Source organism: Agrobacterium sp. SOY23 (assembly GCF_027212525.1).
GTDB lineage: Bacteria > Pseudomonadota > Alphaproteobacteria > Rhizobiales > Rhizobiaceae > Agrobacterium > Agrobacterium tumefaciens_I.
In genome coordinates, this window is record NZ_JAPWDT010000005.1 from 249,126 (window position 1) to 276,040 (window position 26,915).

24 protein-coding genes and 1 tRNA gene are annotated in these 26,915 nt (G+C 59.7%); 9 read left to right on the top strand and 16 right to left on the bottom strand.

Annotation, left to right across the window (positions count from 1 at the left end):
• From urtB to O3S81_RS16440, 4 genes are all read right to left on the bottom strand, one after another.
• Positions 1-894 carry an urea ABC transporter permease subunit UrtB gene (urtB, locus tag O3S81_RS16425; protein WP_269344821.1) on the bottom strand — a complete coding sequence of 298 codons (894 nt, stop codon included), beginning with the start codon at positions 892-894 and terminating at the stop codon, positions 1-3.
• Between the two features lie 150 nt (positions 895-1,044).
• Positions 1,045-2,295 (bottom strand): transporter substrate-binding domain-containing protein, encoded by a 1,251-nt coding sequence (locus O3S81_RS16430; protein WP_269344823.1) that lies wholly within the window; start codon positions 2,293-2,295, stop codon positions 1,045-1,047.
• 250 nt (positions 2,296-2,545) lie between these two features.
• Positions 2,546-3,154, bottom strand: coding sequence for an ANTAR domain-containing response regulator (locus O3S81_RS16435; RefSeq protein ID WP_269344825.1), 609 nt, complete (start codon positions 3,152-3,154; stop codon positions 2,546-2,548).
• A 12-nt stretch (positions 3,155-3,166) separates the two neighbouring features.
• Positions 3,167-4,318 (bottom strand): transporter substrate-binding domain-containing protein, encoded by a 1,152-nt coding sequence (locus O3S81_RS16440; protein ID WP_269345140.1) that lies wholly within the window; start codon positions 4,316-4,318, stop codon positions 3,167-3,169.
• A gap of 444 nt (positions 4,319-4,762) precedes the next feature.
• Between O3S81_RS16440 and O3S81_RS16445 the strand changes: the two genes are divergently transcribed.
• On the top strand, positions 4,763-5,119 hold the full coding sequence (locus tag O3S81_RS16445; RefSeq protein ID WP_269344827.1) for a hypothetical protein: 357 nt from the start codon (positions 4,763-4,765) through the stop codon (positions 5,117-5,119).
• Between the two features lie 384 nt (positions 5,120-5,503).
• Here the strand turns inward: O3S81_RS16445 and O3S81_RS16450 are convergent.
• Both O3S81_RS16450 and O3S81_RS16455 read right to left on the bottom strand, forming a co-directional pair.
• Positions 5,504-5,577: transfer RNA gene (locus tag O3S81_RS16450), tRNA-Gln, on the bottom strand.
• A gap of 121 nt (positions 5,578-5,698) precedes the next feature.
• A complete protein-coding gene (locus O3S81_RS16455; RefSeq protein WP_269344829.1) occupies positions 5,699-6,136 on the bottom strand; it encodes an Lrp/AsnC family transcriptional regulator in 438 nt (145 codons plus the stop codon).
• A gap of 130 nt (positions 6,137-6,266) precedes the next feature.
• On the opposite strand from O3S81_RS16455, the gene rocF reads away from it, so the two are divergent.
• Both rocF and O3S81_RS16465 read left to right on the top strand, forming a co-directional pair.
• Positions 6,267-7,187 carry an arginase gene (gene rocF, locus O3S81_RS16460; protein ID WP_269344830.1) on the top strand — a complete coding sequence of 307 codons (921 nt, stop codon included), beginning with the start codon at positions 6,267-6,269 and terminating at the stop codon, positions 7,185-7,187.
• Between the two features lie 15 nt (positions 7,188-7,202).
• Positions 7,203-8,282, top strand: coding sequence for an ornithine cyclodeaminase (locus O3S81_RS16465; RefSeq protein WP_269344831.1), 1,080 nt, complete (start codon positions 7,203-7,205; stop codon positions 8,280-8,282).
• Here O3S81_RS16465 and O3S81_RS16470 read toward each other — a convergent pair.
• The 3 genes from O3S81_RS16470 to O3S81_RS16480 form a co-directional block, all read right to left on the bottom strand.
• Entirely contained in the window at positions 8,279-9,163 is an 885-nt protein-coding gene (locus O3S81_RS16470; RefSeq protein ID WP_269344833.1) for a DMT family transporter, read from the bottom strand. The two genes, O3S81_RS16465 and O3S81_RS16470, sit on opposite strands and share 4 nt — an antisense overlap.
• A gap of 369 nt (positions 9,164-9,532) precedes the next feature.
• On the bottom strand, positions 9,533-10,525 hold the full coding sequence (iolG, locus tag O3S81_RS16475) for an inositol 2-dehydrogenase (protein WP_269344834.1): 993 nt from the start codon (positions 10,523-10,525) through the stop codon (positions 9,533-9,535).
• A gap of 238 nt (positions 10,526-10,763) precedes the next feature.
• Complete coding sequence (locus O3S81_RS16480) at positions 10,764-12,008, bottom strand: adenylate/guanylate cyclase domain-containing protein (RefSeq protein ID WP_269344835.1); 1,245 nt, start codon at positions 12,006-12,008, stop codon at positions 10,764-10,766.
• A 45-nt stretch (positions 12,009-12,053) separates the two neighbouring features.
• Here O3S81_RS16480 and O3S81_RS16485 point away from each other — a divergent pair, with 45 nt between their 5' ends.
• The gene (locus O3S81_RS16485; protein ID WP_269344837.1) at positions 12,054-12,233 is read left to right on the top strand and encodes a hypothetical protein; all 180 of its coding nucleotides are present in this window, start codon (positions 12,054-12,056) and stop codon (positions 12,231-12,233) included.
• 13 nt (positions 12,234-12,246) lie between these two features.
• Here the strand turns inward: O3S81_RS16485 and O3S81_RS16490 are convergent, their stop codons facing one another.
• Positions 12,247-12,477 (bottom strand): helix-turn-helix domain-containing protein, encoded by a 231-nt coding sequence (locus O3S81_RS16490; RefSeq protein WP_269344839.1) that lies wholly within the window; start codon positions 12,475-12,477, stop codon positions 12,247-12,249.
• A 223-nt stretch (positions 12,478-12,700) separates the two neighbouring features.
• On the bottom strand, positions 12,701-13,813 hold the full coding sequence (locus tag O3S81_RS16495; protein ID WP_269344841.1) for an RHE_PE00001 family protein: 1,113 nt from the start codon (positions 13,811-13,813) through the stop codon (positions 12,701-12,703).
• 291 nt (positions 13,814-14,104) lie between these two features.
• On the opposite strand from O3S81_RS16495, the gene O3S81_RS16500 reads away from it, so the two are divergent.
• On the top strand, positions 14,105-15,409 hold the full coding sequence (locus O3S81_RS16500; RefSeq protein WP_269345141.1) for an MFS transporter: 1,305 nt from the start codon (positions 14,105-14,107) through the stop codon (positions 15,407-15,409).
• 59 nt (positions 15,410-15,468) lie between these two features.
• Here the strand turns inward: O3S81_RS16500 and O3S81_RS16505 are convergent, their stop codons facing one another.
• The 5 genes from O3S81_RS16505 to O3S81_RS16525 form a co-directional block, all read right to left on the bottom strand.
• Positions 15,469-16,806 carry a sensor histidine kinase gene (locus O3S81_RS16505; protein WP_269344843.1) on the bottom strand — a complete coding sequence of 446 codons (1,338 nt, stop codon included), beginning with the start codon at positions 16,804-16,806 and terminating at the stop codon, positions 15,469-15,471.
• Positions 16,807-16,823: 17 nt separating this feature from the next.
• A complete protein-coding gene (locus O3S81_RS16510) occupies positions 16,824-17,477 on the bottom strand; it encodes a response regulator transcription factor (RefSeq protein WP_269344845.1) in 654 nt (217 codons plus the stop codon).
• A 66-nt stretch (positions 17,478-17,543) separates the two neighbouring features.
• Positions 17,544-19,211 carry a phosphoethanolamine transferase gene (locus O3S81_RS16515; protein WP_269344846.1) on the bottom strand — a complete coding sequence of 556 codons (1,668 nt, stop codon included), beginning with the start codon at positions 19,209-19,211 and terminating at the stop codon, positions 17,544-17,546.
• Positions 19,212-19,409: 198 nt separating this feature from the next.
• The gene (locus tag O3S81_RS16520; RefSeq protein WP_269344848.1) at positions 19,410-19,673 is read right to left on the bottom strand and encodes a spike base protein, RCAP_Rcc01079 family; all 264 of its coding nucleotides are present in this window, start codon (positions 19,671-19,673) and stop codon (positions 19,410-19,412) included.
• A gap of 265 nt (positions 19,674-19,938) precedes the next feature.
• Positions 19,939-20,850 carry a LysR family transcriptional regulator gene (locus O3S81_RS16525; protein WP_269344849.1) on the bottom strand — a complete coding sequence of 304 codons (912 nt, stop codon included), beginning with the start codon at positions 20,848-20,850 and terminating at the stop codon, positions 19,939-19,941.
• A 159-nt stretch (positions 20,851-21,009) separates the two neighbouring features.
• On the opposite strand from O3S81_RS16525, the gene O3S81_RS16530 reads away from it, so the two are divergent.
• From O3S81_RS16530 to O3S81_RS16545, 4 genes are read left to right on the top strand one after another with little or no spacing between them, the layout of a single operon-like run.
• Positions 21,010-23,172, top strand: a complete 2,163-nt coding sequence (locus tag O3S81_RS16530; protein ID WP_269344850.1) for a TonB-dependent siderophore receptor — start codon at positions 21,010-21,012, stop codon at positions 23,170-23,172.
• 28 nt (positions 23,173-23,200) lie between these two features.
• Positions 23,201-24,103, top strand: a complete 903-nt coding sequence (locus O3S81_RS16535; protein ID WP_269344851.1) for an iron-siderophore ABC transporter substrate-binding protein — start codon at positions 23,201-23,203, stop codon at positions 24,101-24,103.
• Positions 24,100-26,064, top strand: coding sequence for a Fe(3+)-hydroxamate ABC transporter permease FhuB (fhuB, locus tag O3S81_RS16540; protein ID WP_269344852.1), 1,965 nt, complete (start codon positions 24,100-24,102; stop codon positions 26,062-26,064). Before O3S81_RS16535 ends, fhuB begins: the two co-directional genes overlap by 4 nt.
• 34 nt (positions 26,065-26,098) lie before the next feature.
• The gene (locus tag O3S81_RS16545; RefSeq protein WP_269344853.1) at positions 26,099-26,908 is read left to right on the top strand and encodes an ATP-binding cassette domain-containing protein; all 810 of its coding nucleotides are present in this window, start codon (positions 26,099-26,101) and stop codon (positions 26,906-26,908) included.
• Positions 26,909-26,915 lie beyond the last annotated feature (7 nt).

The following is a 26,915-nucleotide window of genomic DNA, read 5'->3' on the forward strand; positions in this document are numbered from 1 at the left end:
TCAGCGCCCCTTGAACGAGAACAGCCCGCTGGGCTTGATGAGAATGACGAGGATGACGACCCCGAAAACGACGGCGCGCGCCAGAATGTCGTTTGTCCCGATGGCCACCACCGCATTGATTTCGCCCAGAAGCCCAGAAGACAGGATTGTGCCGAAAAGGCTGCCGACCCCGCCGGTCACCACGACCATGAAGCCGTCGACGACCATCGTCGTGCCCATGTCGGGAAAAACGGTCTTGAAGCCGGACATCATGACGCCGGCGACGCCGGCAAGACCGGAACCGAAGGCGAAAGTCATGGCGTTGACGCGTTTTACGTTGATGCCGCAGGCTGCGGCCATTTTGGGATTGCGGATGATGGCGCGCACCTGCATGCCCGCCGTCGTCCGGTAGAGAATGAACCATGTCCCAAGCGTCAGCGCGACCGTTACAGCGATGATGAAGGTGCGGTATGCATTGATGTCCGTACCGGCAAGTCGGAACGTACCCTGCAGGAACGACGGTACTGCGACGTTCTGCAGACCAGCTCCCAGACCTTCGACATGAATGCCGAAAAAGGACAGGCCGAATTCGAGCCTCACGGCTTGCTGTAAAAGAATGGCAATGCCCCATGTGGCGAGAAGTGTGTCCAGCAGACGGCCGTAGAGCCGCCGGACCACCACGCGCTCGATCACGAGGCCGAGCAAGGCCGTCGTGACGAAGGCCAGAGGGATTGCGAGCAGCAGGCTTGCTTTCAGCCAGATGCCCGAGAGGACGGCAACATAGGCGCCGATCATGACCATCTCGCCATGGGCCATGTTGATGACGCCCATGGCGCCATAGGTGATGGCAAGGCCAAGCGCCACCAGAAGAAGGATCGAGCCGAGACTGAGGCCGATAAAGAGAATGTCGAGCATAACGCCACCGTTCGTGAAAAGGGCGGGTCAGACATCTTTCCTGCTCCTCGCCAACCCGTTTGGGGGGTGAGGAGCAGAGGAAAAGCGCAGATCCGCCTTGCCGAAACATGATCCCGCCGCGCATGGACGGCGGGACGACGCGGGGAGGGGTCAGCCTTTGAGCTTTGTTGCGTCGAGACCTTTGCCGGTGCAGAACAGATTGCTTTCCGTCTCGCCATAGGCCGAATAAGGCAGCGGCTTGATCGGCGCCGGGTAGGCGTTGACAACCTTGCTCTGGCCGTCCGCCTGCCATTGCCCGATGCGTGGCGTCAGCCAGCAATGCAGGTTGTCGGGATCGGTGGTCACCTTGCCGCCGGGCGCGTCATAGGTCTGGCCGCGAATGCCGGCCCGGATCGCGTCAGCTGACAGGTCGCCGGATTTTTCGACCGCCTGCTTCCAGAGGAAAACCTGAAAATAGGCTGCCTCAAGCGAATGGTACGTTACGGCTTTCGGATCGTTGACGAATGTCCTGAAGCGTTCAATGAAGCTCTTGTTTGCCGGTGTTTCGATTGACATGAAATAGGGGAATGAGGTGTAGCTGCCCGCCGCATATTCGGCGCCCATGGCCGCGATCTCGATTTCGGACGTCACCGTCGCGCAGATCGGGATAACCTCCTGCGAAACGCCCTGGTTCTTGAACTCGCGGTAGAAGGCGATGATTGAGTCGCCGACCACGTTGGAAAGGACCACGTCTGCACCGGATTCCTTGATCTTGCTGACCATGACGGCCCATTCCGAGTGGCCAAGCTCCAGATATTCGTCCGCTACCCATTCTGCGCCGGCCGCCTCGATCAGTTTCTTGGAAACCTTGGCCATCTCACGGGGATAGACATAGTTCGAGCCAACGATGAAGAACTTCTTCTTGCCCAGTTTCTCGACGATCCAGGGAATATAGTTGGAGAGCTGCTGGTTCGGAACAGCGCCGGAATAAACGACGTTGCGCGAGCACTCGAAGCCTTCGTAATGCGTCTGGTAGAATAACATCGCGCCGCGCCGTTCGAAGATTGGCAACACCGCCTTGCGGCTGGCAGAGGTATGGCAGCCGAATACGGTGGAGATCTTGTCCTTGAGGATCAGCTTGGAAGCTTTTTCGCTGAAAGCCTTCGGATCGGATGCTCCGTCTTCGACGATAACCTCGACCGGGCGGCCGAGAACGCCGCCCGCCGCGTTGATTTCGGCGACGGCCATCATGACGCCGTTGGCGAGAAGCTTTTCGGCGACAGAAAGCCCACCCGTCTGGGAGTAGAGCGCACCGACCTTGATGGCGTCGGCTGCAAAGGCCCGGTTGCCCAGAGCCGGCAGGGCGAGGGCTGCGGAAGCGGTGGCTGCGGTTTTCAGAAATTCACGTCTGTTGAACACCATCTTGGTTCCCCTTTTTTTGATTGGCGCACGCGGTGGCACTGCCTGGCTCAATGGCGAGGCTTTCATGCCGAAAAATAGGTTGGAAGGCTGACGTCACTGTCAGCAGACAACAAAAAACCCGCGAGGCTTATCACAGCCTGCGGGCACCCTTGCCATCACCGCATCACGGCTGCGCCGCGTGCAACAGCGGCACATGGCTTCGCAAAACGAAGGGATGTGCCGGAGGTGTTTATTTGAAACACATGAAAAACTAATCATGTTTTTGGGAAGGGCGCAAGAGCTGTTCGGCGTTGATAATCGAATTGGCGATTTCATCGATCGGCACGCGCCGGGCCATCGCCTGCTCGCGCATTTCGCGATACGCCTCATTCTCGCTCGTGCCGCGATTGGCCATCAGAATGGCCTTGGCTCGGGCCAGTTTCTGGTCGCCCAAAACCTTGCGCTTATATTTGCGCGCCTCCTTGACGAGCTTCTGGCGCTCAAGCCACAGGTTGCGGGCAATGGCGAGGTTGGTTAGCAGACCAAACGGTTTTATCGGTCTCTCGACAATGGCGAGCGCGCCGCTTTCCAGAACGATCTGCAACGTCGAGGGGTTTTCGTAACCGACGATGGCAAGCATGGTCGGAGCCGGGTTGGGGAAACATTTCAGCAGGCGTTCGATTTCCGGTCGTGCCTCGTCTTCCATGGCAAGGAAGACGACATCCGTGCCATGTGGCAATTCGGCGGGCACCGGCCAGAGGCAACTGACCGTACAGCCGATACGGCGCAGGTGATCGACGAGAAACTCTCCTTCGGATGTCCGGGGATGGATGACCAGAACCTTGAGATCGCGCAAATCTCTGAGAAGGGCGAAAGACATCGTCGCTCCCTCTCAGACCTGAACACGATGTTGGAAAGTCTGCGTCAAGTCTGGGCGATATTCGCGCATGAACGGATCTGGCGCCACCCGCAGCGACGGGTCATAGACGATGTCGTAGCTACCCTGTGCATTCACCCTTGCCACTCTTGGCCATAGATGCGTGTGGTTTGTCTGCCGGTCGATCTTCACAGCGCCCTGCGGCGCGTCGTACTCGACCTCATAAAGGGCTGGCAGAAGCTGCTCAAGCCCATCGCCACCGGCCCGCTGCAAGGCTGCGGCATAAAGATAGACCTGGAAATAGGCCGCTTCAGCCGGAGCCGTTGGCAGCATTTCGCGGCCGTATCGCTGTTGGTAGGCCGAAACGAAGGCGCGGGCGCGGGGGGTATCCAGAGAGGCGAAGAAGGGAGCTGCAGTAATATGCCCCTCGGCCACGTCCGGTCGCATGCGGATCACGTCGGCCTCGCTTGTCGATTGACTGGCGATCGGCATCGTTGCTGCATGGAAACCCGCCTCCTTGAACGCCGTATAGAAGGGGATGATACCGTCGCCAACGATCGTCGAATAGATGACATCGGGCTTTGCTGCTCGAATGTGCCGGATGATCTTGGCGACGTCCTCGGTTTTTAGGTTAAGCGGGACATACATCTCGTCCAGAACCTGCCCGCCCACCTGAAGAAAGAGGTCGCTGATCGTCCGGTTCGATTCATAAGGATAGACGTAGTTCGATCCCACGAGAAAAACCCGCTTCCCATAATGCGTGGTGAGGAAATCGACCAACTGAACGGAATTTTGATTGGGGGCGGCTCCAGTGTAGATGCAGTGCCGGGAGTATTCGAAACCCTCGTACAGTGTCGGGTAGAACAGCAATGCGTTGCGGGCCTCGATGACGGGCAGGACTGCTTTGCGGGTGCTCGACATGTGGCAACCGAAAACGACGCGGACCCGATCTTCGTCGCAAAGCCTGACCGCAAGCTCCTTATAGAGATTGGGTGTCGATTGCGGATCGTAAGCCACGGGCTCGATCACCCGGCCAAGCACGCCACCTGCCGCATTGATTTCTTCGATCGCCAGCAAGCTCGCGGCCCTCTGGGTTTTTTCCACGGCTCCGGTCACGCCTGTTTCGGAGAAAAGTACACCGACCCGCCAGCTTTCTGAATTCATCATCGCCACCAAAAAATAAAAAAGCTCCCGCCCGTTTCCGGTCGAGAGCTACCCTGCTCATGGAATATAAGCGGCCCAGTGGGGCCTGCCAGCTGATAGTGGCAGTTTCTTTGCCAGGTGACAATAGTGGAACGAAAGCCCGTGCTGGCTACTCGTGTGAAGCATCAGGGGCAGCACCAGACGGGCTTCAGGTGTTCTGTGTGTGACAGTGTTGATGGCTCACCTTAACAGCGCGACAAGCGGGGCCAGCAGCGCATTCCGCAGTCCGGCCACCGACGATATCGGGCGGCGGTCCTCATCCGAGCGGAATGTAGTCTTGAAATAAAGACAGTTCCGCTAGCCGGTTAAACGTAAGCGTCCGGTTAACTGATTTTCCATGCATGAATGGCGTTTCCCGTGTCTGTGATGCTAGAGTAACAACTCCGGCATAAAAGGGTTGGGCTTTTGATGCGTGCAATCGCTTTGTTTCTGGTCGGAGCTTTTGCGACGCCGAGCTACGGTCAGGGTCCGGCGGAACTCGGGCCCAATTCAAATGAGCATCCTTTCCAGTGCGGAGCGGCCTTTGCGATCATGGCGAAGGTTTACCAAGAAGCTGGAGATGCCAAGCGGTCCGCAGGCTATCAAGCAAAATTTGACAAGCTGGCTACCAAAGCGGAAGGCATTTTCGAGCAATCTCATCGATCCAAAAGGGATGCAGAAGCTTATATGCAAAAGCATGTAGATTCCCTGGCCGCTGTCGCTGAGAAAGACGCCGCGCTTGTCATTAAATTTACGCGACGTTGCGACCAGCGCTTTCCCAGTTAGGCAGATTGGCTTCAGTATTCCATGGCAGTCGCCTGCCGATCTCATTGATCGGACGATCGGCAATTCGGGCCGGAGACAGCAGACTATAACGGATGGTTCTTCGGCTAATAGCTTGGCTTCACAGCCCGCCGCCTAACCCATTCACCCCGCGGTTGTCACTAGGTCCATCCGATCGCTTAATGATTTAGGGCGAGCGATTACAGCAGAATGGCAGCAAATGAATGCATGTTGCATGTCGCATCGCGTGTTGCACGGAATTGCCGTGGCTGTGGGGGAGTGGTCGGAAAATAAGGGGTAACAGCGTGCGACATGATGCGACAAGGATTGCGCCAAATAAGACGCCATGTTCCAAGTGTAGCGCTATGAAATTATTGAAGAAAGCGTTGGCTGGGGAACCTGGATTCGAACCAAGATCGACGGAGTCAGAGTCCGCTGTTCTACCATTGAACTATTCCCCAAAAGCTTGAAGCGCTTGGCGCGTTTGCTTTGGTGGGTCGTCATATAGATGATTTATTCCGGGGCGCAAGTCGAAAAAATCGAAAAATGCGTTTTATCCCGCTTTTACGTTTCGTCCCCGGGTCAGAGCCTTGCGCGGGTGGAGCGTGGGGTGGAGAGCAACAGGCTGGTTTCGCTGCCGGTGATGCCGGGTACCAGGCGGATGCGGCGCAGCACGGCGTCGAAATCGCTGAGCGTGGCGGCGTTGAGCTCCACGATCAGGTCCCAGCGGCCGTTGGTGCTGTGGATTTCGGAAATTTCCGGAAAACCGCCAAGGGTGCGGATGACGCGGTCCGTCACATGGCCTTCAATCTCGATCATCATGATGCCGCGGATCGCCGCTTCCACCGCGTCGGCGCGCAGAATGACGGTATAGCCGATGATGGTGCCGTCATTTTCCATTCTTTCGATACGTGAGCGAACCGTCGCACGCGAGGTTTCCGTTTCCACCGCCAGATCGGAAATGCTGCGCCGGCCATTATGCCGCAAAAGGGTGATGAGGCGTTCGTCGAGACTGTCCATCTATGCCATTTCGATAAAAAGATTTTGCCAAAACGATAACTCATTTCGATAATATTGCCAATATTTGATGTTCATTCTGCCATGTCTCTATGGTGTAGTGGAACTAACGGTTGGTAAAGCGAGGACGGGAATGGATATCAGGCTGATTGGTGCGCCGTTGCAGATCGGGGCAGGGCAACTGGGGTGCGAAATGGGGCCGAGCGCCTATCGCGTCGCAGGGCTTGCCCATGCTCTGGAAGAACTGGGGCACCGGGTGGTCGATACCGGCAATGTGACGCCGACGCCGCTTCAGGAATTCCGCCATCCCAATCCTGCCGTGCATCATCTCGCCGAAACCGTGGCCTGGACCGAGGCGCTGACGGAGGCCGCCTATCGCGAAAGTGCGGATGCCGTGCCGATCTTCCTCGGTGGTGATCACGCGATTTCGGCTGGAACCGTCGCCGGCATGGCGCGCCGGGTGGCGGAAACGGGACGGCCGTTTTTCGTGCTCTGGCTGGATGCGCATACCGATTATCACACGCTGGAAACGACGCGCAGCGGTAATCTGCACGGTACGCCGGTCGCCTATTTCAGCGGGCGTTCCGGGTTTGACAGCTATTTCCCACCGCTTTCCCATGTCGTTCCGGAAGAAAATATCGGCATGATCGGCATTCGCAGCGTCGATCCGGCCGAGAGGGCCGCCTTGGAAGAGAGCGGCATCACCGTTCACGACATGCGCTCGATAGACGAGCATGGGGTTGCCGTTCTGCTGCGCGAATTCCTGGCGCGGGTTCAGGCCGCAAACGGGCTTTTGCATGTCAGCCTCGATGTGGATTTCCTCGAGCCGTCCATCGCGCCCGCCGTCGGCACCACGGTTCCGGGCGGCGCGACATTCCGCGAGGCACATCTGGTCATGGAAATGCTGCATGATAGCGGGCTGGTCTGCAGTCTCGACTTAGTGGAGCTCAATCCGTTTCTTGACGAGCGTGGCAGGACGGCGACCCTGATGGTCGATCTTGCCACCAGCCTGATGGGCAAGCGGGTGATGGACCGCCCGACGCGGGCCGGCTGAGAAGGGGGACAAGTGATGACCGTGATACCAAACCTCAATATCGTGCCCTTCGTCAGTGTCGACCACATGATGAAGCTCGTGCTTAAGGTGGGGATCGATACGTTCCTGCGCGAGCTCGCCGATGTGGTTGAGGAGGATTTCCGCCGCTGGCAAAGCTTCGACAAGACCCCGCGCATCGCCTCGCATTCAAAGGAGGGGGTCATCGAGTTGATGCCGACCAGTGACGGCACGCTTTACGGCTTCAAATATGTCAACGGCCATCCGAAGAACATGAAGGAAGGCCGCCAGACCGTGACGGCCTTCGGCGTGCTTTCCGATGTCGGCAATGGTTACCCGCTGCTTTTGACCGAAATGACGATCCTGACGGCGCTGCGCACCGCCGCCACCTCCGCCGTCGCGGCGAAATATCTTGCCCGCCAGAATTCCCGCTCCATGGCCATCATCGGCAATGGCGCGCAGAGTGAATTCCAGGCCCGCGCCTTCAAGGCCATTCTCGGCATCGATACGCTGCGGCTTTTCGATATCGACCGTTCCGCCAGTGAAAAATGCGCCCGCAATCTTGCCGGGCAGGGTTTCGCCATCAAAATCTGCGGCTCTGCCGAAGAGGCGGTCGAAGGGGCGGATATCATCACCACCGTCACCGCCGACAAGCAATATGCGACGATCCTGACCGACAACATGGTTGGTCCCGGCATTCATATCAACGCCGTCGGCGGCGATTGCCCCGGCAAGACGGAGCTGCACCGGGACATTCTGCTGCGGTCGGATATTTTCGTGGAGTATCCGCCGCAGACGCGCATAGAGGGCGAAATCCAGCAATTGCCGGCGGATTATCCGGTCACCGAGCTCTGGCAGGTCATTGCCGGTGAAAAAGAGGGGCGGGTGGGCGACAGGCAGATCACGCTGTTCGACAGCGTCGGTTTTGCGACGGAGGATTTTTCGGCGCTGCGTTATGTGCGCTCGAAACTGGCTGCCACCGGGCTTTATACCGAGCTGGATCTCTTGGCCGATCCGGATGAACCGCGCGATCTCTTCGGCATGTTGTTACGCTGTGAGGCGGCTCTCGTCCAAACCGGCGATCGCCAGCAGGCCTAATCCGCTTCCCGGCGGTTCCTTCGGGCAACCACATGCTCCCGCCAGATGGTGAAGAGGCCGGCGGCGATGACGATGGCCGCACCGATTACCATGTTGGAGGTTACGACCTCGCCATAGATGGTGACGCCGATAATGGTGACGAGCACCAGCTGGTAATAGGAAAAGGGCTGCACGGAGGCGGCGTCGGCCAGTTCAAACGCCTTTATCAGGCAATAATGGCCGCTCATGCCGGTAATACACAGCGCCAGCATCCATCCCCAGTCCTGGGGAGCGAGGTTGACCCAATAAAACGGGCCGACCAGCGTCAGTGCCGCCGCGCCGGCGACGCCGGTGTAGAAGAAGCTGGTCATGGCTGAATCGCTCTTGCTGCCCAGCCGGGTCAGGACGCTGTAGAGCGCAAGCATGAAGGCGGCCACGAAGGTGATGATCAGCTTGTTGTCAAAACCTTCGCCATCCGGCTTGAGGATGACGAGAACGCCGATGAAGCCGACGAAAATGGCGCACCAGCGTCGCCAGCCTACATGTTCTCCCAACAAAGGCATGGACAGTGCCGCAACGATCAGCGGTGCGGAAGCGAGGATGGAATGGCTATGCGCCAGCCCGACCACGGCGAAGGAGAAGATCGAAAAAACGATCTGCACGGCAAGCAGCACGCCGCGGCTGATCTGTAGCCAGGGACGGTTCGCCATGACGGCGCCCCGGATGCCGCCGGCCGACCTTGCAGCCATCAGAAGAACGAAGACGGCGAAGGCCCAGTATCGCAGCATGGCGACGAAGACGGGCGGATAGGCAGTGCCCAGATGTTTCGATATGCCATCCTGCGCCGCAAAGATCGTGAAGGCGACAAGCGCATAAAGAAAACCGGTCTTGGCTGATGGCATTAGAAAACCGCTATCCGGCAATTGCCGGCAAAAGAGGGTCGGGCAGGAATGGGGCAGATAGCAGCCATATGCTATGCTGCACCTTGTCAGACAACCATATTTTCCGAATAGCTGCCATGCAAGTCCGGAAGCTGCCTTTTAGAAGGGCAGATTAGCGAATAGGTGGCTGATGCCGCGCGGGCAAGATGGGCGCGATGTTTACTTTTCCGTCATGCCGGCCTTGAGCCGGTATCCAGTCAGCCCAAGTCTTTGGGCTGAAAAGGACTCTTCCCGCCGCGCGAGAGCCGCGTCGGCTGGATTCCGGCTCAAGGCCGGAATGACGGATATTTTGTCCCGCGAAATCCCCGCGGGACAAATCCGAGGGTGACCTCAGCCGATCGTCACTGACGTCTTCGATGTCGCGGATTTCAGCGCGGCATCGGCGAGTTTCAGTGCGATCAGCCCGTCCTTGATGGAGGGCGAAGGCGCGACATTGTTTTCGATGCTGTCGATGAAGGCGGTGATTTCAGCGGCATAGGCTGCCGTGTAACGCGTCATGAAGAAATCATGCAGCGGCGGGCGGGTATAACCTTCCGCATTGGCGATCTCGATGGAAACCGGACGCTGGTTTTCGGCCGCTGCCGAACCCTTTGAACCATGCACCTCGATGCGCTGGTCGTAACCATAGGTCGCGCGGCGCGAATTCGAGATGATGGCCTGCCTGCCGCTCTTCGTCGTCAGGATGATGCTGGCGCTGTCGAAATCACCGAGCTTGCCGATCTCCGGATTGACGAGAACCGAACCGGTGGCGAACACGCTTTCCACTTCCTCGCCGAGCAGGAAGCGGGCCATGTCGAAATCATGAATGGTCATGTCGCGGAAAATACCGCCGGAGACCTTGATATATTCGGCCGGCGGCGGGCCGGGGTCGCGGCTGGTGATGGTCACCATTTCCACCTTGCCGATGCGGTCATCTTCGATGGCCTTGTGAACGGCCTGGAAATGCGGATCGAAACGGCGGTTGAAACCGAGCATCACCTTCGCGCCGGTTTCTTCAACCACCTTGGCGCAGGCTTCCGCACGGGCGACATCGAGATCGACCGGCTTTTCGCAGAAAATCGCCTTGCCAGCGCGGGCGAAACGCTCGATCAGGTCGGCATGGGTGTTGGTTGGCGTGCAGATGATGACGGCATCGATCGTCTTGTCGGCCAGAACCTCGTCGATCGTGCTCACCTTGCACTGTGCTTCGCGGGCGATGGCTTCCGCAGCTCCGGCCATGGCGTCGACAACGGCCACCAGCTTCGCACGGCTGTCGGTGGTGATCGCCTTGGCGTGGACCTTGCCGATCCGTCCAGCGCCGAGCAGTGCCAATTTCGTAACCATCTTTCCTCCGGTTTCTCACACCCGTCCCTCACTCCCGGAGGGACAGAATATGAATGCAAGCAATGTTTCGATATGGAATATATGTTCCATTTTGCTAGATCGACATCGCAGATGTGTCAAGCGTTTTGACGGGGGAGGGAACGGCGGAAATGAAGTCGCCAGAGATCGAAATCGCAGCCCCCCACCGCCACCGTAAGGGCAGCGGCGGGAACTGGGGAGAATGGTGCCGACGACCGGTTCAGTGGGATATCACGCCCATATCCGGCGGAAACGCATAAACCTCGACCGGGGTTTCAAGGCCGCGCAGCAGCCATTGGCCCAGATTTTCCAACTTTTCCTGATAACCGGCCATACGAACGAATTCTTCGGAGAAAAGCACGTTGCGCCCGGTCTCCTTGGTCAGCGTTTCAAGCCGGGAGGCAATGTTGACGGCGGGGCCGATGACGGTGAAATCGAGGCGGGTTTTCGAGCCGATATTGCCATACATGACATCGCCGACATGCACGCCAATGCCGTAACCCAGGGGATCATGACCCTTACGGCAATTGATTTCATTAAGGGCGACGAGACTTTTTTGTGCGCTGGCGATGGCTTTCAGCAGGTTTTCGCAGGCATTGGGATCGCTGAGCGGGAAAATCGCCAACAGCCCGTCGCCCATGAATTTCAGGATTTCCCCGCCAAATTCCTCGATGGGGTCACACATGGCATCGAAATAACCGTTCAGAAGCTCGATCACATCGTCGCGCGGCCAGAGGTCGGAAATATGGGTGAAATTGCGCAGGTCGCAGATCAGGATCGCCGCGCCCACCGTTATGCCGCTGCCGCGTGTCGTGGCGCCGTTGAGGATTTTCTCGCCCGCATGCGGCCCCACATAGGTCTCCAGCAGGGTGCGCGTCATGCGGTTTTTCAGGCGTATTTCGCTGACAAGCGCCAGCGCCGGAAGCAGGTTTTTCAGGGCGAGGATTTCGCTGTCGGAAAAACCGCCGGGCCGGTCACTGGAGAATGTTGCGACATGGCGCTTGCCGAAGGTGTGTTCGATCGGCCAGGCGCAATATTCCGTCAGCCCCTCGGCCCGCAGATCTTCATAGATCGAATAGCGGGATTCGTCGATTTCATCGACGTTCAGCCGATGGCGGACTTCGGTGGCGCCCTGATGAATCTCGTTGATGGGGCTGTTCAGATATTCGGGCGTATTTTCAGACCCGTAGCCATAGGTAGCGATTTCGGCGGCGGACATGCCGGCTTTCCACAGAATGCGCGCGCCAAGCCATTGCGGATGGCGAATGCGGAAAGCGAGAACGCCCCGCGCCACGGAAATCCCGCTTGCCCGCAGCCTGCTGCAAAGCTCGACGAATATTTCGTCGATAAAGCGCTCATCCTTGGTGCCGGTAATGAGCCAGTCGAGAATTTCCGATTTTTCCGCTGGCCACAATTCATCCAATGCTGAAGAAACCCGTTCTTCGGTGTTAAGACTAAGTGTCATGGCAGGATTCCGGAGGTTGTTGCTGCTCTCGCACGGGCGGGGCACATGTCGAACGGCCAGATCTGGCCGAACATGGTCGCTCGCCAATCCCATGTGGTGCCGGATAACGAAAATGTTAAGGGAGCGACGCGGAAAATGTTCCGGAAGAGCCTGGCGGCATCAAGCTACGCGCGCCGCCCGGATGTTCGCGTGAACATCGTTTCCGGCGGCGCTGGGTTTTGGTGATCGCTGGGAAGGATCAGATAACGGTTTCGACAGGAATATGGAGTGCTGCGGCAACGCGCCTGATGCGCAGCGGATCGCTGTCCGTGCCGTCTTCCAGGGCGCGTATTTCGCTCGTGGTCAGGCCGCAGGTCACGGCAAGCTGTTCGATTGTATAGCCGGCGAGATTGCGCGCCGTCAGAACCTTTTTGGCAAAAGGAGCATCGGTTTCGTGATCGGAATCGGGTTGTGAGATTGAAATTGTCATTGTGCATCTCCCTGATGGTGGACACTTAAATGCGGGCGGCAAGGAAGGTTGCCGGAGCCGAATGCGACCGCGTTGCCGGAGAAGAAAATCAGTGTTGCAACGCAGCGAGAACATAGCCGCTTCGTCGACCTACGCAATAGTTAAATTTTGTTAAGTTTCGTGATCGCCACATTGCCGCGCCATTCTTTCCGGGTTTTCGCAGGTTCCGGCAGGGCGGCTGGCGCTACAGCATGCCCCAGGCGCGAAAGCGGCCGCGACCCGTAACTTCCCGCAATTCCAGCTGGTTGGCGAGCCCGATCGCCCCCTGCGGTGTGGTGCCGAGTTCCTTGACGATCATTGCCGCCGAGACCACCGGCCGGGAGACGACGAGCTCCACCAGCTCGGGCAGGCGGGAGGAGGAACGGCGGCCGGCCAGCTTGCGCATCATGCGGTCGCGCGCGTGGGTCAGCCTGTCATGTTCCCTCATGCTGGCCTGTGCGGCTTCGTAAAAGCTGTCCAGAAGGGCTGAGAGGCGCTGCATCTGGTTTCTGGCGTGCCGGCGTTCCCGAGGGACCGCGCGAAGACCGGCGCTGAGTGCCGGCAGATGATCGGGCGTGACGGCGCCGTCGCGCAGAAAGGCGGAGGCCAGCAACCGGCCGAGCCAGGGGCTGCGCTGCAACACCTCGATCATGTTCCAGGCGTCGAGCAGAATGGCGGTGCGCAGGATCGGCGGCAGTTCCTCCGTGCGGGCATGCACGTCCCACCATTCTTTCAGCCGTTCGTCCTCGTCCCAGTCGGGCTCGTTGATGATCGCATGGCTTTCCTCCCTGTGCATCGTAGGAAGCGCGTTGCCGGTGGTAATGGCATTAAGGGTTGCGGAACTGCGCGCCAAAAGCGCGTCCAGCTCGGAAAAAGCCCCATCCAGCGCGGTTTCGCCGTCCGCATCGGCGTCTTCGTCGCCAGAATGGTCCACGTTTTTTTCGGGAGGTGTCGCCTCCTCGACGGCAAGTGTGGTCTTTCCCCGCAGCCTGGAAAGGCCAGGCACCGTGAAGGCCCAGCCGGCCGCATTGGAAAAGATCAGCCGTCGAGACCTGAGAATCCGGTGTGCCGCCGTCATTTCATGGCTTGGCGCCCGCACGTCCATATGGGCGTCGTGCAGCACCAGATCCTCCATATGGACGAGTTCGCCATCGACCCACATGGAGGAAATGGCATCGGTGAAATCCTGCCTTTCGATGAACCCATGTTTCATCGGCGACCGGCTTATCCGCTCGTCCAGCCGCGCCAGAGCTTCCCCCGCGCGGGCGGCGGCAATGAGGAGCTTTTCGATCTGGACGTCCGATATATCGTAAATCATTGATATTTTTTAGTTTGAGCGCTGGTTTCTTACAAGGCGGATTGCGGCCGGCCGCCTTTGCTTTCGCCGGTTCTACCCAAAAATCATGCACAAAGGGCGACGGACGATGGCTGGCGCGCAAAGGTAATTTGGCTGCCATTACGATGCCAGCCGCCATGCTGCATTGCGGCATAAGCTTGCGCATTGCAGCATGGCGGGTATATACCCCCACCAAGAGCGACAAATTATCACACCTTCCGTTCGCCCTTCCATCTCCAGACGAAGATGAATTGGAGTCTACCCGTGAATATTATGGCAAATGGTCCCGCCACCGCGCCGGATCAGAAAACCCGTTTGAAATCGATTATCGGCGGCTCGGCGGGCAACCTCGTCGAATGGTACGACTGGTATGTCTATTCGGCCTTCACCCTTTATTTCGCGCCTGTCTTCTTTCCCTCCGGAAACCAGACCGCCGAACTGCTGAGCGCGGCCGCCGTCTTTGCCGTCGGATTTCTGATGCGGCCCATCGGGGCCTGGTTCATGGGCACCTATGCCGACCGCAAGGGCCGCAAGGCCGGCCTCACACTCTCCGTCACGCTGATGTGTCTTGGTTCGCTTTTGATCGCGATTACGCCCGGCCATGAGACGATCGGCATTGCAGCACCTGCCATCCTGGTTTTCGCCCGGCTTCTGCAGGGAATCAGCGTCGGCGGCGAATATGGCGCCAGCGCCACTTACCTCAGCGAAATGGCCGGCAAGAGCCGCCGCGGCTTCTTCTCCAGCTTCCAATATGTGACGCTGATTTCCGGCCAGCTGCTGGCGCTGGCGGTGCTTCTCATCCTGCAACGGGCTTTGACGCCGGAACAGCTCGGCTCCTGGGGCTGGCGCATTCCCTTCTTCATCGGCGGCATTCTGGCGATTGCGGTGTTTTACATCCGCCGCGGCCTTGCCGAAACGCAATCCTTCGAAAACGCCAAGGCCGGTGAGGCGCACAAGCCGAAATCCAGCGGATGGGCGCTGTTCAAGCACTATCCGCGGGAGGCGCTGATGGTCATGGCGCTGACGTCCGGCGGCACGCTCGCCTTTTACGCCTATACGACCTATCTGCAGAAATTCCTCGTCAACACGTCGGGTTTCAGCAAGGAAAGTGCCACGGAAATCACCACGGCGGCGCTCTTCGTCTTCATGTTGTGCCAGCCACTTGCCGGCGCGCTGTCGGACAAGATTGGTCGCAAGCCGTTGATGGTCGGTTTCGGCATTCTCGGCACGCTGTTCACCTATGTGATCTTCACCACGCTTTCGACGACGACCGATCCGATCATGGCTTTCGCCCTCGTGCTGGTTGGCCTGCTGATCGTCACCGGCTACACTTCCATCAATGCAGTGGTGAAGGCGGAAATGTTCCCCGCCCATATCCGCGCGCTTGGTGTGGCGCTGCCCTATGCGCTGGCGAACACGATATTCGGCGGAACGGCGGAATTCGTGGCCCTGAAATTCAAGCAGATCGGCCATGAAAACTGGTTCTTCTGGTATGTGACGATCATGATCGCGCTGTCGCTGGTGGTTTATGTGAAGATGCGCGATACGCGCGATCACAGCCATATCCACGAGGATTGAGCCCATAACGCAATGAGCAAAGCCCGCCGGGAAAGCCCGTTGGGGCGGGCTTTGCGTTTTCAGGCCGTTTCGACCGGCAGAATCACGCGGGCTTCGAAGCCGTCCTGACGGCCGGGCGCCGGAGAGGAAAGCACCAGCTTCGCACCGGCCTGTTCCACCAGGCTTTTGACGATGGCAAGGCCAAGCCCGGTGCCGTCCGCCGTGGTCGAGCCTCTGGCGAAACGTGTCGTTAGCTTGGGCAAGAGCGCACCGTCGATCACCGGCCCGGAATTGACGATGCGGATCGTGCCGTCCGCTTCGGCGAAAATCTGCACCGGGCTTTCCGCCGGGCTGTGAATCAGGGCGTTTTCGAGAAGATTGCGGATGATGATGCCGAAGGCATCCGCACCGATCTTGCAGGACAGGCCGCTTTCGCAGCGATTGGTGAAGCGGATGCGGGAGGTGCCGATTGCCGTTCTGCTCATGTCGTCGATGATGAGTTCGAGCACGGGGGTGAGATCACTTGCAGTATCGGTGACCCCGATCCGTGCTTCCGCCCGCGACATCTGCAGCAGCTTTTCGGCAAGATGACCAAGATGCTGCAATGACTTTTCGATATTTTCGACGCGCGGCGCCAGTTCCGGGGGAATATCGGCACGCAGCCGCTGCGCCTGCGCCAGCGCGCCGGCAATCGGCGTGCGCAATTCATGGGCACTGTTGGCGGTGAATTCCCGCTCCGCCTCGATGGCCGATCGCAGCCGTCCGAGCAGAAGGTTGACCGAACGCGCGATGGGGTGGAGTTCAGCCGGAAAGGGCTGGGTTGCAAGCGGCGCAAGATTGCCGCCGTCCTTTTTGCCGATCTCGTCGCGCAGGGTCTGTATCGGTTGCAGGGTTTTCCGCACCACGACGATCACGGCGAAGATGCTGGCCGGGATGAGGATGAGAACGGGAAGAAGCAGCGCACTGCCGGCTTCCTCGATCGCCTCGCGCCGGTTGGCGAAGGCATCGGCCACCTGCAGGAAATAATTGCCGTCCGGTGTCGCAATCGTAAAGATGCGCTGTGTCGCGGTTTCGGAAAAACCGGGGTCCAGAGAGACCTCGAAAGGCTCCGTCGAACTGTCATGCGAATGCAGGACGACCTGCCCCTCCCGGTCGCGCACCTGATAGGTCAGATATTCTGCCCTTGCCGCCGTCTGGTTGAGTTTCTGCGCGGCGGGCGCCGTGTTGTTTTCCCTCAGGTCGTCCACCAGCAGCGGCAGCAGCCTTTCGGCGGTTTCTTCGACGCCGGCATCGAAAATTTCGGCAAATTCGTCCTGCATCACCATGACGCCGAGCCCGCAGGCGAGAAGCCAGGATATGGCGACAACGCTGGTCAGCGCCGTCACGAGCTTGCGGGTCATGCTGGTCGGTCTGGCCATCTCTGCCTGCCTGGTTGCTATCTGATGGTATAGCCGACGCCGCGCACGGTTTCGACGCGGTCATGGCCGATTTTCTTGCGCAGCCGGCTGATATAGACCTCGACCGTGTTGCTCTCTATTTCCGCGCCGAATTCGTAGAGCGTGTCGTGCAATTGCGCTTTGGAAACCACCGCGCCGGGGTGTTCGACCAGCTTTTCCAGCACGGCCCATTCGCGGGCGCTCAGCGTCTGGGCGGTTCCGTCGACGGTGATATTGCGCGCCACCTGGTTGATCTCGATGCCGGGCAGGCGGATGACAGGGGCAGAACGCCCCTCGTAACGCCGCGAAACTGCCAGCATGCGCGCCGAAAGCTCGTTGAGATCGAAGGGCTTGACCAGATAGTCGTCAGCGCCTGCGTTCAGCCCGGCAATCCGGTCGGAGACCTGGTCATGGGCGGTCAGAATGATCACCGGCGTCGCGTCGTCGCGCTTGCGCAGGGTTTGCAGAAGGGTGATGCCTTCGCCGTCCGGCAGGCGCATATCGAGCAGGATCAGGCCATAGGCCATGGTCAGCGTTGCCGCCATGGCGTCGCCCAGCGTCTTGAACCAGTCCACAGCGTGCCCCGCCGCGGCGACATGGTCTCGCAGCGCTTCTCCCAGCACATGATCGTCTTCAACAAGCAGAACCCGCAAGACAGCTCCCTCTATCGCATCGTCCTGCGTATCGCTTTCATTGGATAAGCGTCAAGCATGCTCTTTTCAGCTGTTCTGGCGCCGGGTGCAGCCGCTGAAGACATCGAGCGAGGGATCGTAGACAGAGGTGGAGACGTTCATCATGCCGAGAATGCTGTGGAAATAATTGTCATGCGAGCGCCCGCCCTCTGCCGCGCTTTTTGCCAGGCACGCCTTGTCCAGCCCCATGGATCTGGCGAAATCGTCGTCGAACCAGACAAGAAACGGCACATGGGTCTGCTGGTCGGGCGCCAGCAGATAGGGCGCGCCGTGCAGGTAGACGCCGTTCTCACCAAGCGATTCGCCGTGGTCCGACGCATAGATCATGCCCGTTGCCAGCCTGTCGGAACGGGCCTTCAGCCTGTCGATCACGGTCGAGAGGAAATGGTCGGTGTAGAGCAGCGTATTGTCGTAGGAATTGGTGATTTCCGCATCGGTGCAATTGCCGAGCTCGGCGGTGCGGCAGTCCGGGGTGAATTTGCGGAACTCGTCGGTATAGCGCAGATAATAGGTCGGCCCGTGGCTGCCCATCTGGTGCAGCACGATGACGCTGTCCTTGGTGACGTTGTTGAGCCAGGCGTCGAGCTTGTCGAAGAAGATGTCGTCGCGGCATTCCCCGCCGGTGCAGAACCGGCTGTCATTGGTGGAAGGCAGGTCGAAATAGGCAATGCGGTCGGCGACATTCTTGCTGCCGGTATTGTTGTCCAGCCATGTGGCGCCGACACCGGCATGGACGAGGACATCCATGACGTTTTCATTGGCGAGTGCCTTGTTGTGGCTATATTGCGAGCGCGGGAATTTCGAGAACATGCAGGGGATGGAAATCGCCGTGGCGGTGCCGCAGCTGGTCGTGTTCGGAAAATAGACGACGCCGCGTTTTTCGAGTTCCGGGTTTGTATCGCGCCCGTAACCATTCAGGGAAAAGTTTGCCGCACGCGCGGTCTCGCCCGCAACAATAACGGTGATACGCGGTTTGTGCACGCCGCCGAGGGCCGGCAGAACCTTGGCATCCTTGCCGATGGGGCTGACCTGAATATCGACTTCCTTGCCGGCCAGCGTGAAATAATGCACGGCCGACATGATCGGCGACAGGGGGTTGACGCTCTTGACGAGGTCCTTGTGCTGGCGAATGGCGGTGGTGAATGTCTTGGAATTCGCAAAGCTGATGATGCCGGCAACGGCAAGACAGATCAGGATGCTGATCGTGTTCCACAAAAGCTTGTCGAGGATCGGCCGGTGCCGGACCCGGACGGCGGCGACGAGGATGGACGGTCCCAGCGCGTAAACCGCCATATGCCAGAGAAAGCCGGGCGTGATGAGATTGCCCGCTTCCGCCTGTGTCGTTTCCATGGCGTTGCGGATCATGTCGCTGTCGATGACGATGCCGTAACGGTCCATGAACCAGGAGGCAGCCGCTGCCGCGAAGATCAGGAAGATCAGAAACGGCCTGAGGAGATACTTGGCGGAGAAAATGATGATGAGCGCGCCGAAAAGGGCGGCCATGGCCACATAAAGCGCGACGATGGCAACCGGATAGGCGGAAAGATAGGTGTGAACCTTCGACCAGAATGTCCGGTTGGTGAAAAGCAGCAGATAGGCCGCCGTCAGCAGGCTGAGCGGCACACTGCCGATTTCCGGACGATATGTTACTGTTCCCGTCGCTTTCGCGGTAAAAAGAGCCACTGCCAGATCCACCAGATTTCCGAGGGGCCGAGGGCAGCGAAGAGGGGCGGAAAACCGCCCTGACCGAACTGCCGCATGGGCCGATTGATGGCGGATGCGTCATTTTGCTGACATTAACCTGAAAGCTTGTCATGAAAGTGTCACACAACGTGGCGCTGCCCGGGGGCAGGGCATGGTTTCCGATCGATAAAAGGTGGTGACAGCTTGGCTCTAACTGAGCCCGACGATGCCTGTGGCGGTGGTGCGCGTTGAAAATATGCGCGTGGCCCTGACCGGCAGCAGGCTGCCTGCGGGCAGGTTCTGGAACGTCACCGTTGCTCCCGAAAGAAGTGTCATGCAAAGGTGGCCGCCATTGCCCACATAGATGGCGCGGGTGGGTGAGGGAAGCGGGTTCACATCGTCCGCAACGACATCGAAAGCGTGGGATGCCGGGGATTCGAGGCCGGCGGCGTGGTGTTCGTAAGTCTCAGCCATTTTTGTCTCCCGTAAGTCGAAATCTGCCATGATTATGCGGCGCGCCGGAGGAGCGGGAACAAGCGGGGACGGAAATTTCCGTTCGGAATTACCGTCCTGCTTCCGCCGGACCGGGGAAGGGGCGGGATTTCCCGGCAATCTCATGCGGTTGCACCGCACCGGCCAGTTGCTGCCGATGCGGTGCAACCGTATCAGGGCGGATTTGTCGTCCACGGGATCGGCAGGCGGGCTGTGGATATTCAGCGGATGGGCGGGTGCCGCCGCTTCAATTACGGGTATGGAGAATGAAAGCCCTGACGGCGGGAGAGGCTTCCGTTTTCCGGTGGGCGATGGCGAGGTCCGAGGTCGTGGCGCTTGCTGCAAGCGGTACGTAACGCACGCCGGGCAGCCTCAGGCAATCGAGCGAGCGGGGCACCAGCGCCACGCCGAGGCCGATGGCCACCATGCTGGCAATGGTGGTGTAATCTCGGCCTTCCGGGCTGATCACCGGCTGGAACCCGGCCTCGTTGCAGGCCTCCATCGTATTGTAGTGAAAGCCGACATCCGGCGGCTGCCGTGGCGTGATGAAGGTTTCGCCGGCAAGGTTCTTGAGATCGAGCTGCACTGCATACGCCAGAGGATGGTTCTCCGGCAGGGCGGCCATCAGCGGCTCGCGCAGAATCACATGGGTCGTCACCCCTTCCGGAATGGGAGCCGGCGGGCGGATGAAGGCGAAATCCAGATTGCCATCGGCGATCTTGGCCAGTTGCAACCGCATTTCCATCTCGATGAGCTGCAATTCAACATCGGGATGGGAGGCGCGGAAACTGGCGATGGACTGGATCATCAGGCCGGAATAGGCGGCGGAGGCGACATAACCGATGGAGATGCGACCCGTCTCGCCACGGCCGACACGTTTGAGTGCGGCAAGTGCCGCCTCGGCATTGGCAAGGATTTTCCGGGCGTCCTCGTAGAGCAGCTGGCCAGACGTCGTCAGCTTCACCGACCGGCGCGTCCGATCGAGCAGCGGCATGCCGACAATATCCTCAAGCGCCATGATCTGCTGGCTCAAACCGGGCTGGGCAATGCCGAGACGGGCGGCGGCACGTTCGAAATTGCGCTCATCCACCAGCGTGGTGAAATAGCGCAGGTGCCGCAGCTCGAATGTATCGGCGCGACCCGCTGGCTTCCTGCCCATCGTCACGGCCTTTCCCGGTAGATTTGAATAATTCCAAGCTATTATCAATGCGATTTTTCATAATCAATAGTTATGAAAAAAACCGGAGTCACTTATTGGATCACAATCTGCACCTTGCGTAATAAGATGAGTTAAATTCTCCAGAAAAATAACCGTCTTGTGGCGGCGCGGGTGATGAAGGGTATTGGCGTGCAGGGAAAATCCAAACACATTTCCATTCTGGCTGGTGGTTGCGCCGCCATTGCCTATGTGGCGTTCCTGGCTCCCGCTACTGCCCTTGCTCAGGAAGCCGGAACGACGGTCCTGCAAACCATCACCGTGGAAGGCGCCAAAAATCAGGATCCCAAGGCACCGGTGAAAGGTTATGTCGCGAAAACCAGCGCCAGCGCCACCAAGACAGGCCGCTCGCTGATCGAGACGCAGCAATCGGTCTCCGTCATCACCAAGGATCAGATGGATGCGCAGAACGTCCGCACTCTCAGCGAGGCGCTGAATTATGTGCCCGGCGTCGTCGCGCAGCCATTCGGTGCCGATCCGCGTTTTGATGCGCCGCGCATTCGCGGCTTCCAGGGGAACCAGCTGCAGTTCCTCAACGGCCTGCGGCTGATGCGCACGGCCGGTGCGCCGTCCTACGAGGTCTACGGTCTGGAGCGGGTGGAAGTCATTCGCGGGCCAGCCTCGGTGCTTTACGGTCAGGGTAATCCCGGCGGTCTCATCAATCTCGTCAGCAAGCGGCCGACCTTCGAGCGCTTCGGTGAAGTCGGGGCGCAGATCGGCAGCTTCGATTATTACCAGTCGATGTTCGATATTGGTGGACCGGTGGCGGGCACCGACAGTTTCGCCTATCGCCTGACCGGCCTTGCCCGCAACGCCCACACCCAGACGGATAATCTGCAGAACGACCGCTATTTCATCGCCCCGGCGCTGACATGGCAGCCGGATGAGGACACGAAGCTGACGGTTCTTGCCTCCTATCAGCACGATAATCCCAGCTCGCCCTCCGGCCTGCCGCCGGCGCTGACTTATTCGCGGCCGGGCAACATGCTGGATCGCAGCTTTTATGTCGGCGATCCCTCCTTTGACACGTCAAACCGCAAGTTCACCAATATCGGTTATGAATTCGAGCACCGTTTCGACGAAACCTTCACCTTCCGGCAGAATGCGCGTTATTCCAATTTCGACTGGTCCTACCGGGCGCTCGGCATGTCTTCGACCAGCGGCGGCATGATCGGCAATCTCATCCGCCGCAATGCGACGTTCCAGGACGAGCTGCTGAACACCTTCAACATCGACAACAGCCTGCAGGCAGATTTTTCCACGGGGCCAGTCGATCACACCCTGCTTGTCGGGCTGGACTACCGTTATTTCGACAATAACGTCAAAACCGAATTCTGGGCCGCGACGCCGCTCAACCCCGTCAACCCGGTCTATGGCGGGCCGATCAGCCTGACCTCGCGCACGCTTTATGCCGATGTGAAGACGGATATTTCCCAGATCGGTCTTTATGCACAGGACGAGATGGCGATCGAGAACTGGCGCATCACCGCCGGGCTGCGTCAGGACTGGGCAAGCACCAGCGGCACGACTTTCAGCGGCACCACCTATCGCTCTCTCGACAAGGACGATCACAAGCTGACGGGCCGCGTCGGCGTCAGCTATCTCTTCGACGGCGGCTTCGCGCCCTATGTCAGCTATGCCACCTCCTTCGAGCCGGTGCCGCAGCCGGCTGTCGGCGATGCGCCGAAGCCCACCACCGGGGAGCAGTGGGAGGCGGGCATCAAATATCAGCCCGAGGGTTTCGACGGTTTCTTCTCCGCCGCGATCTACGACCTGAAACAGAAGAATGTCACGACGACCGTGGGCGGTGTGACGCAGCAGATGGATGAGGCGCATGTGAAAGGCCTCGAACTGGAAGGCGTTGCAAGCCTTGCCGACGGGCTCGATCTGCGCGCGGCCTATACCTACATGGACAGCGAAGTTTCCGGCCGTGTGAATAACGGCAAGGAGCTTGATAGCACGCCCCGGCATGCCGCAAGCCTCTGGCTGGATTACACCTTTGCCGAAGATACCGCGCTTGAGGGTTTCGGCATCGGCGGCGGTGTCCGTTATGTCGGAAAGCGTTATGGCGATGCCGCCAATGCCTTCGAAATGAAGGGCCTCGCCCTTCTCGATCTCGGCGTGCATTACGAGAAGAACGGCTACCGCGCCTCGCTTCTGGTGCAAAACTTGACTGATAAAGAATATATTTCTAGTTGCTCCACTTTCGGATGCTATTACGGTGACGGAAGAACGGTTATGGGCAAGCTGACTTACCGTTGGTAACGCCATATCAAAGTGAAGCAGCAGGGGCATGACGCGTAAGGATCGATGGATGTCCCCCTTTTGGGGGCGGCGGGAGTTTCTGGGCCTGCTCGCGGCTTCCGCCCTTGCTGGCAGGGTGCAGGCGCAGGCGATGCCGCGCATTGCCGCCATCGATTGGGCGATGCTCGAAACCTCCGTGACGCTTGGCGTCATGCCGGTCGCGGCAACCGAACTCATCCAGTTTCGGGCCGGCGCGGTCGAGCCGGAAATTCCTGAAACCGTCGCCGATCTCGGCCTGCGCGGCGCGCCGAATTTCGAGCTTTTGCAACTCACCCGGCCGGATCTCATCCTGATTTCGCCTTTCTACACGCGTTATACCGGCAGGCTGGAAGCGATCGCCCCGGTGTTTTCTCTGCCCTTTTACGTGAAGGGCGAGCCGCCGTTCGAAAAGGCGCTGGCGGCGGTCACCGCGCTTGGTGAAAAGCTCGGGCGCACTGATGAGGCACGCAAGGTTCTCATCAAAACGGAAGAGGCGCTGCAAGCCATGCGGACCCGTCTTGCCGGTTTTTCCGCGCGCCCGACCTATGTCATCAATATCGGCGATGCCCGGCATTTTCGTGCATTTGGTGCGGACAGCATGTTCGGCGATGTCCTTGGCAGGCTGGGGCTTGCCAATGCCTGGGTGGATCGGTCGCAATTCACCTTCGCGGCGCCGGTGCCGCTCGAGAATCTCGCGGCCGCGCCGGAGGCGCGTATCGTCATCGTTTCCGATATTCCGGTGGAAGCCCGCGAAAGCCTGCGCAACAGCGCCATCTGGCGCGCGCTTCCGGCGGTGCGGGAAGGCCGGGTGGTGACGCTCGGCAATGTCGGCCCCTATGGCGGCATCACCGCCGGCATGCGGTTTGCGCGGCTTCTGACCGAGGCCCTGACGGCGCAGGGGGAAGCCCTGTGACGGTGCGGCCTCTCCAGTTTTTCTTCGGGCTCCTGTTTGTTTTCGCTTGCGGCCTTTCCCTGCATGCCGGCCTGCAGCAGCTGCCCCTCGATGCTTGGCCAAGCCTTCCATTCGATGCCGCATCCATGTCGATGGATCAGATCATCTTCGCCTTCAGCCTGCTGCCGCGCGTGGCGGTTGCCATCCTTGCGGGCGCGATGCTCGGCCTGTCGGGCGCGCTTTTCCAGCAATTGCTGCGCAATCCGATTGCCGACCCTTCGACGCTCGGCATATCGGCCGGCGCGCAGCTCGCCATCGTCATCGCCACCCTGTTCTTTCCTTCGGTGCTGGACGGTAACCGCGCATTTGTGGCGCTCGCCGGCGCGGCGGCTGCGGCCGGCATCGTTTTCCTTCTCGGCTGGCGACGCTCGTTCGAGCCGGTGACGATGGTGGTGTCCGGGCTGCTGGTCGGCATCACCGCTGCTTCCGTTTCGGCGGCGCTGACGCTGGCGCAGGGCGAATATCTGATGTCCCTCGTCGTCTGGAATGGCGGCTCGCTCAGCCAGCAGGACTGGTCGAATGCCGTTGTGCTCGCTTTCCAGCTTCTCGCAGGGCTTGCCCTGACCGGCTTGCTGATAAGGCCGCTCACGGTTCTCGGCCTTGGCGATTCCGGTGCGCGATCGCTTGGCGTATCGCTGTTTTCGATCAGGTTGGCGGTCGCATCCGTTGCGGTCGCGCTGGCTGCCTTCGTTGCCGCAGCGGTCGGCCTCGTCAGTTTCATCGGTCTTGCCGCACCGGCGCTCACCCGTGCGCTCGGTGTGCGGCGCTCGTCTTCCGTCCTGTTTGTTTCGCCCCTTTTGGGCGGTCTGCTCCTCTGGTTCTGTGACGGTCTCGTGCAGCTTCTGGCGAGTACGACGGCGGAAGTTTTTCCGACGGGTGCGGTGACGGCGCTGATCGGCGGCCCGCTGCTTTTATGGCTCTTGCCAAAAATCCGACCGACCGATGTTCATCGCGGCGAAGGCGTCGATCTTGCCACAAGACGTGGGGCTGCGGCCCTGCTGCCGGTGCTCATCATCATGGCCGTGCTGGTGTTTGCCGCACTCGCCATCGGCAAGGGGCCTGAAGGCTGGACAATGCTCAGGGCCAGTGATCTGCAAAGCCTTCTGCCCTTCCGCTGGCCACGGCTGGTGGCAGCCATAGCCGCCGGCGGTCTTCTCGCCATGGCGGGTGCGCTTTTGCAGCGGCTCACCGGCAATCCCATGGCAAGCCCGGAAGTGATCGGTGTCAGCGGTGGTGCCGGCCTCGGTTTTGCCGCCGCGATCACGGTTTTTCCGGCGGCAGGCCTGTTCGAACTGTTTTGCGGCGCCGGCATCGGTTCGGCCGCAGTCATGATCCTCGTGCTGTTCTTCGCCGTGCGCCGGCATCTGGCTCCGGAAAAAATACTGCTTGCGGGCATTGCCGTCAGTTCGCTCTGCTCGGCGGTGCTCTCGGCGCTGCTTGCCATTGGTGACCAGCGGGCGTGGCAGATTCTTGCCTGGCTCAGCGGTTCCGGTTCGACGGCGACCCCGGCTTCGGCGATCTTTCTCGCCATCCTTTCCGTCGTGCTTCTGGTCGCTGCCCTTTCGGTGACACGCTGGCTGACGATCCTGCCGCTCGGCCGGGATGTGCCGCTTGCCCTCGGCCTGCCGCTTAGCGCCGCGCGCATCGCCGTCATTGCGGTGGCGGGCATTGCCACCGGGGCTGCCTCGCTGCTCGTTGGCCCCTTGAGTTTCGTCGGGTTGATGGCACCGCATATTGCGCTGCGGGCCGGGTTCACCACGCCGCGCGACCATCTCTTCGCCTCCTTCCTGTTCGGTGCGGTGTTGATGGCGCTTTCCGATCTCGGCGCGCGAACGGTCACCTTTCCCTACGAGCTGCCGCTCGGGCTTTTTGCGGCGCTCGCCGGTGCGCCTTATCTGATCTGGCTGTCAGGCAGGCGATGATGATTTTTTTAGTTGATTTACGGAGATGAGAACCATGGGTCAGGCAGCGCTTGCCGTCGATTACGACAATACTCCGCTTTTTTCTCTTGATGGTGTGACGATGGAGGTGCCGGGCAGGACCTTGCTGCATCCGCTGACGGCAAGTTTTGCGACCGGCAAGACCATCGGCCTGATTGGCCATAATGGTTCGGGAAAATCGACACTGCTCAAGATTCTGGCGCGTATGCAGGAGCCGACGGCGGGCCGGGTTTCGTTCGAGGGAAAACCGTTGAACGCCTGGGGCAACCGCGAATTTGCGCGCAAGCTCGCCTATCTGCCGCAATATACGCCGGCCGCCTCCGGCATGCTGGCCAGGGAACTGGTGGCACTCGGCCGTTATCCCTGGCATGGCGCGCTCGGACAATTCACCAGGGCGGACCAGGAGAAGGTGGACGAGGCGATCGAACTCACTGATACCGTCGCCTTCCGCGACCGGCTGGTGGATACGCTTTCCGGTGGCGAACGCCAGCGCGTGTGGCTTGCCATGCTGGTGGCCCAGAATGCCGAAAGCCTGCTTCTCGACGAACCCATCTCCGCACTCGACATGGCGCACCAGATCGAGGTGCTTTCGCTGGTGCAGCGGCTATCGCGTGAAAAAGGCCTCGGCGTCATCGTGGTGCTGCACGATGTGAACATGGCGGCACGGTTCTGCGACGAGATTATCGCCCTGCATTCCGGCAATCTCATCGCCCGGGGAACGCCGCAGGAGATCATGACGCCGGAGACGCTGGAGCGTATTTATGGTGTTCGCATGGATGTCATGACCCATGCCGCCACCGGTTTTCCCGTCGCACTGCCGCTTTGAGATGTTG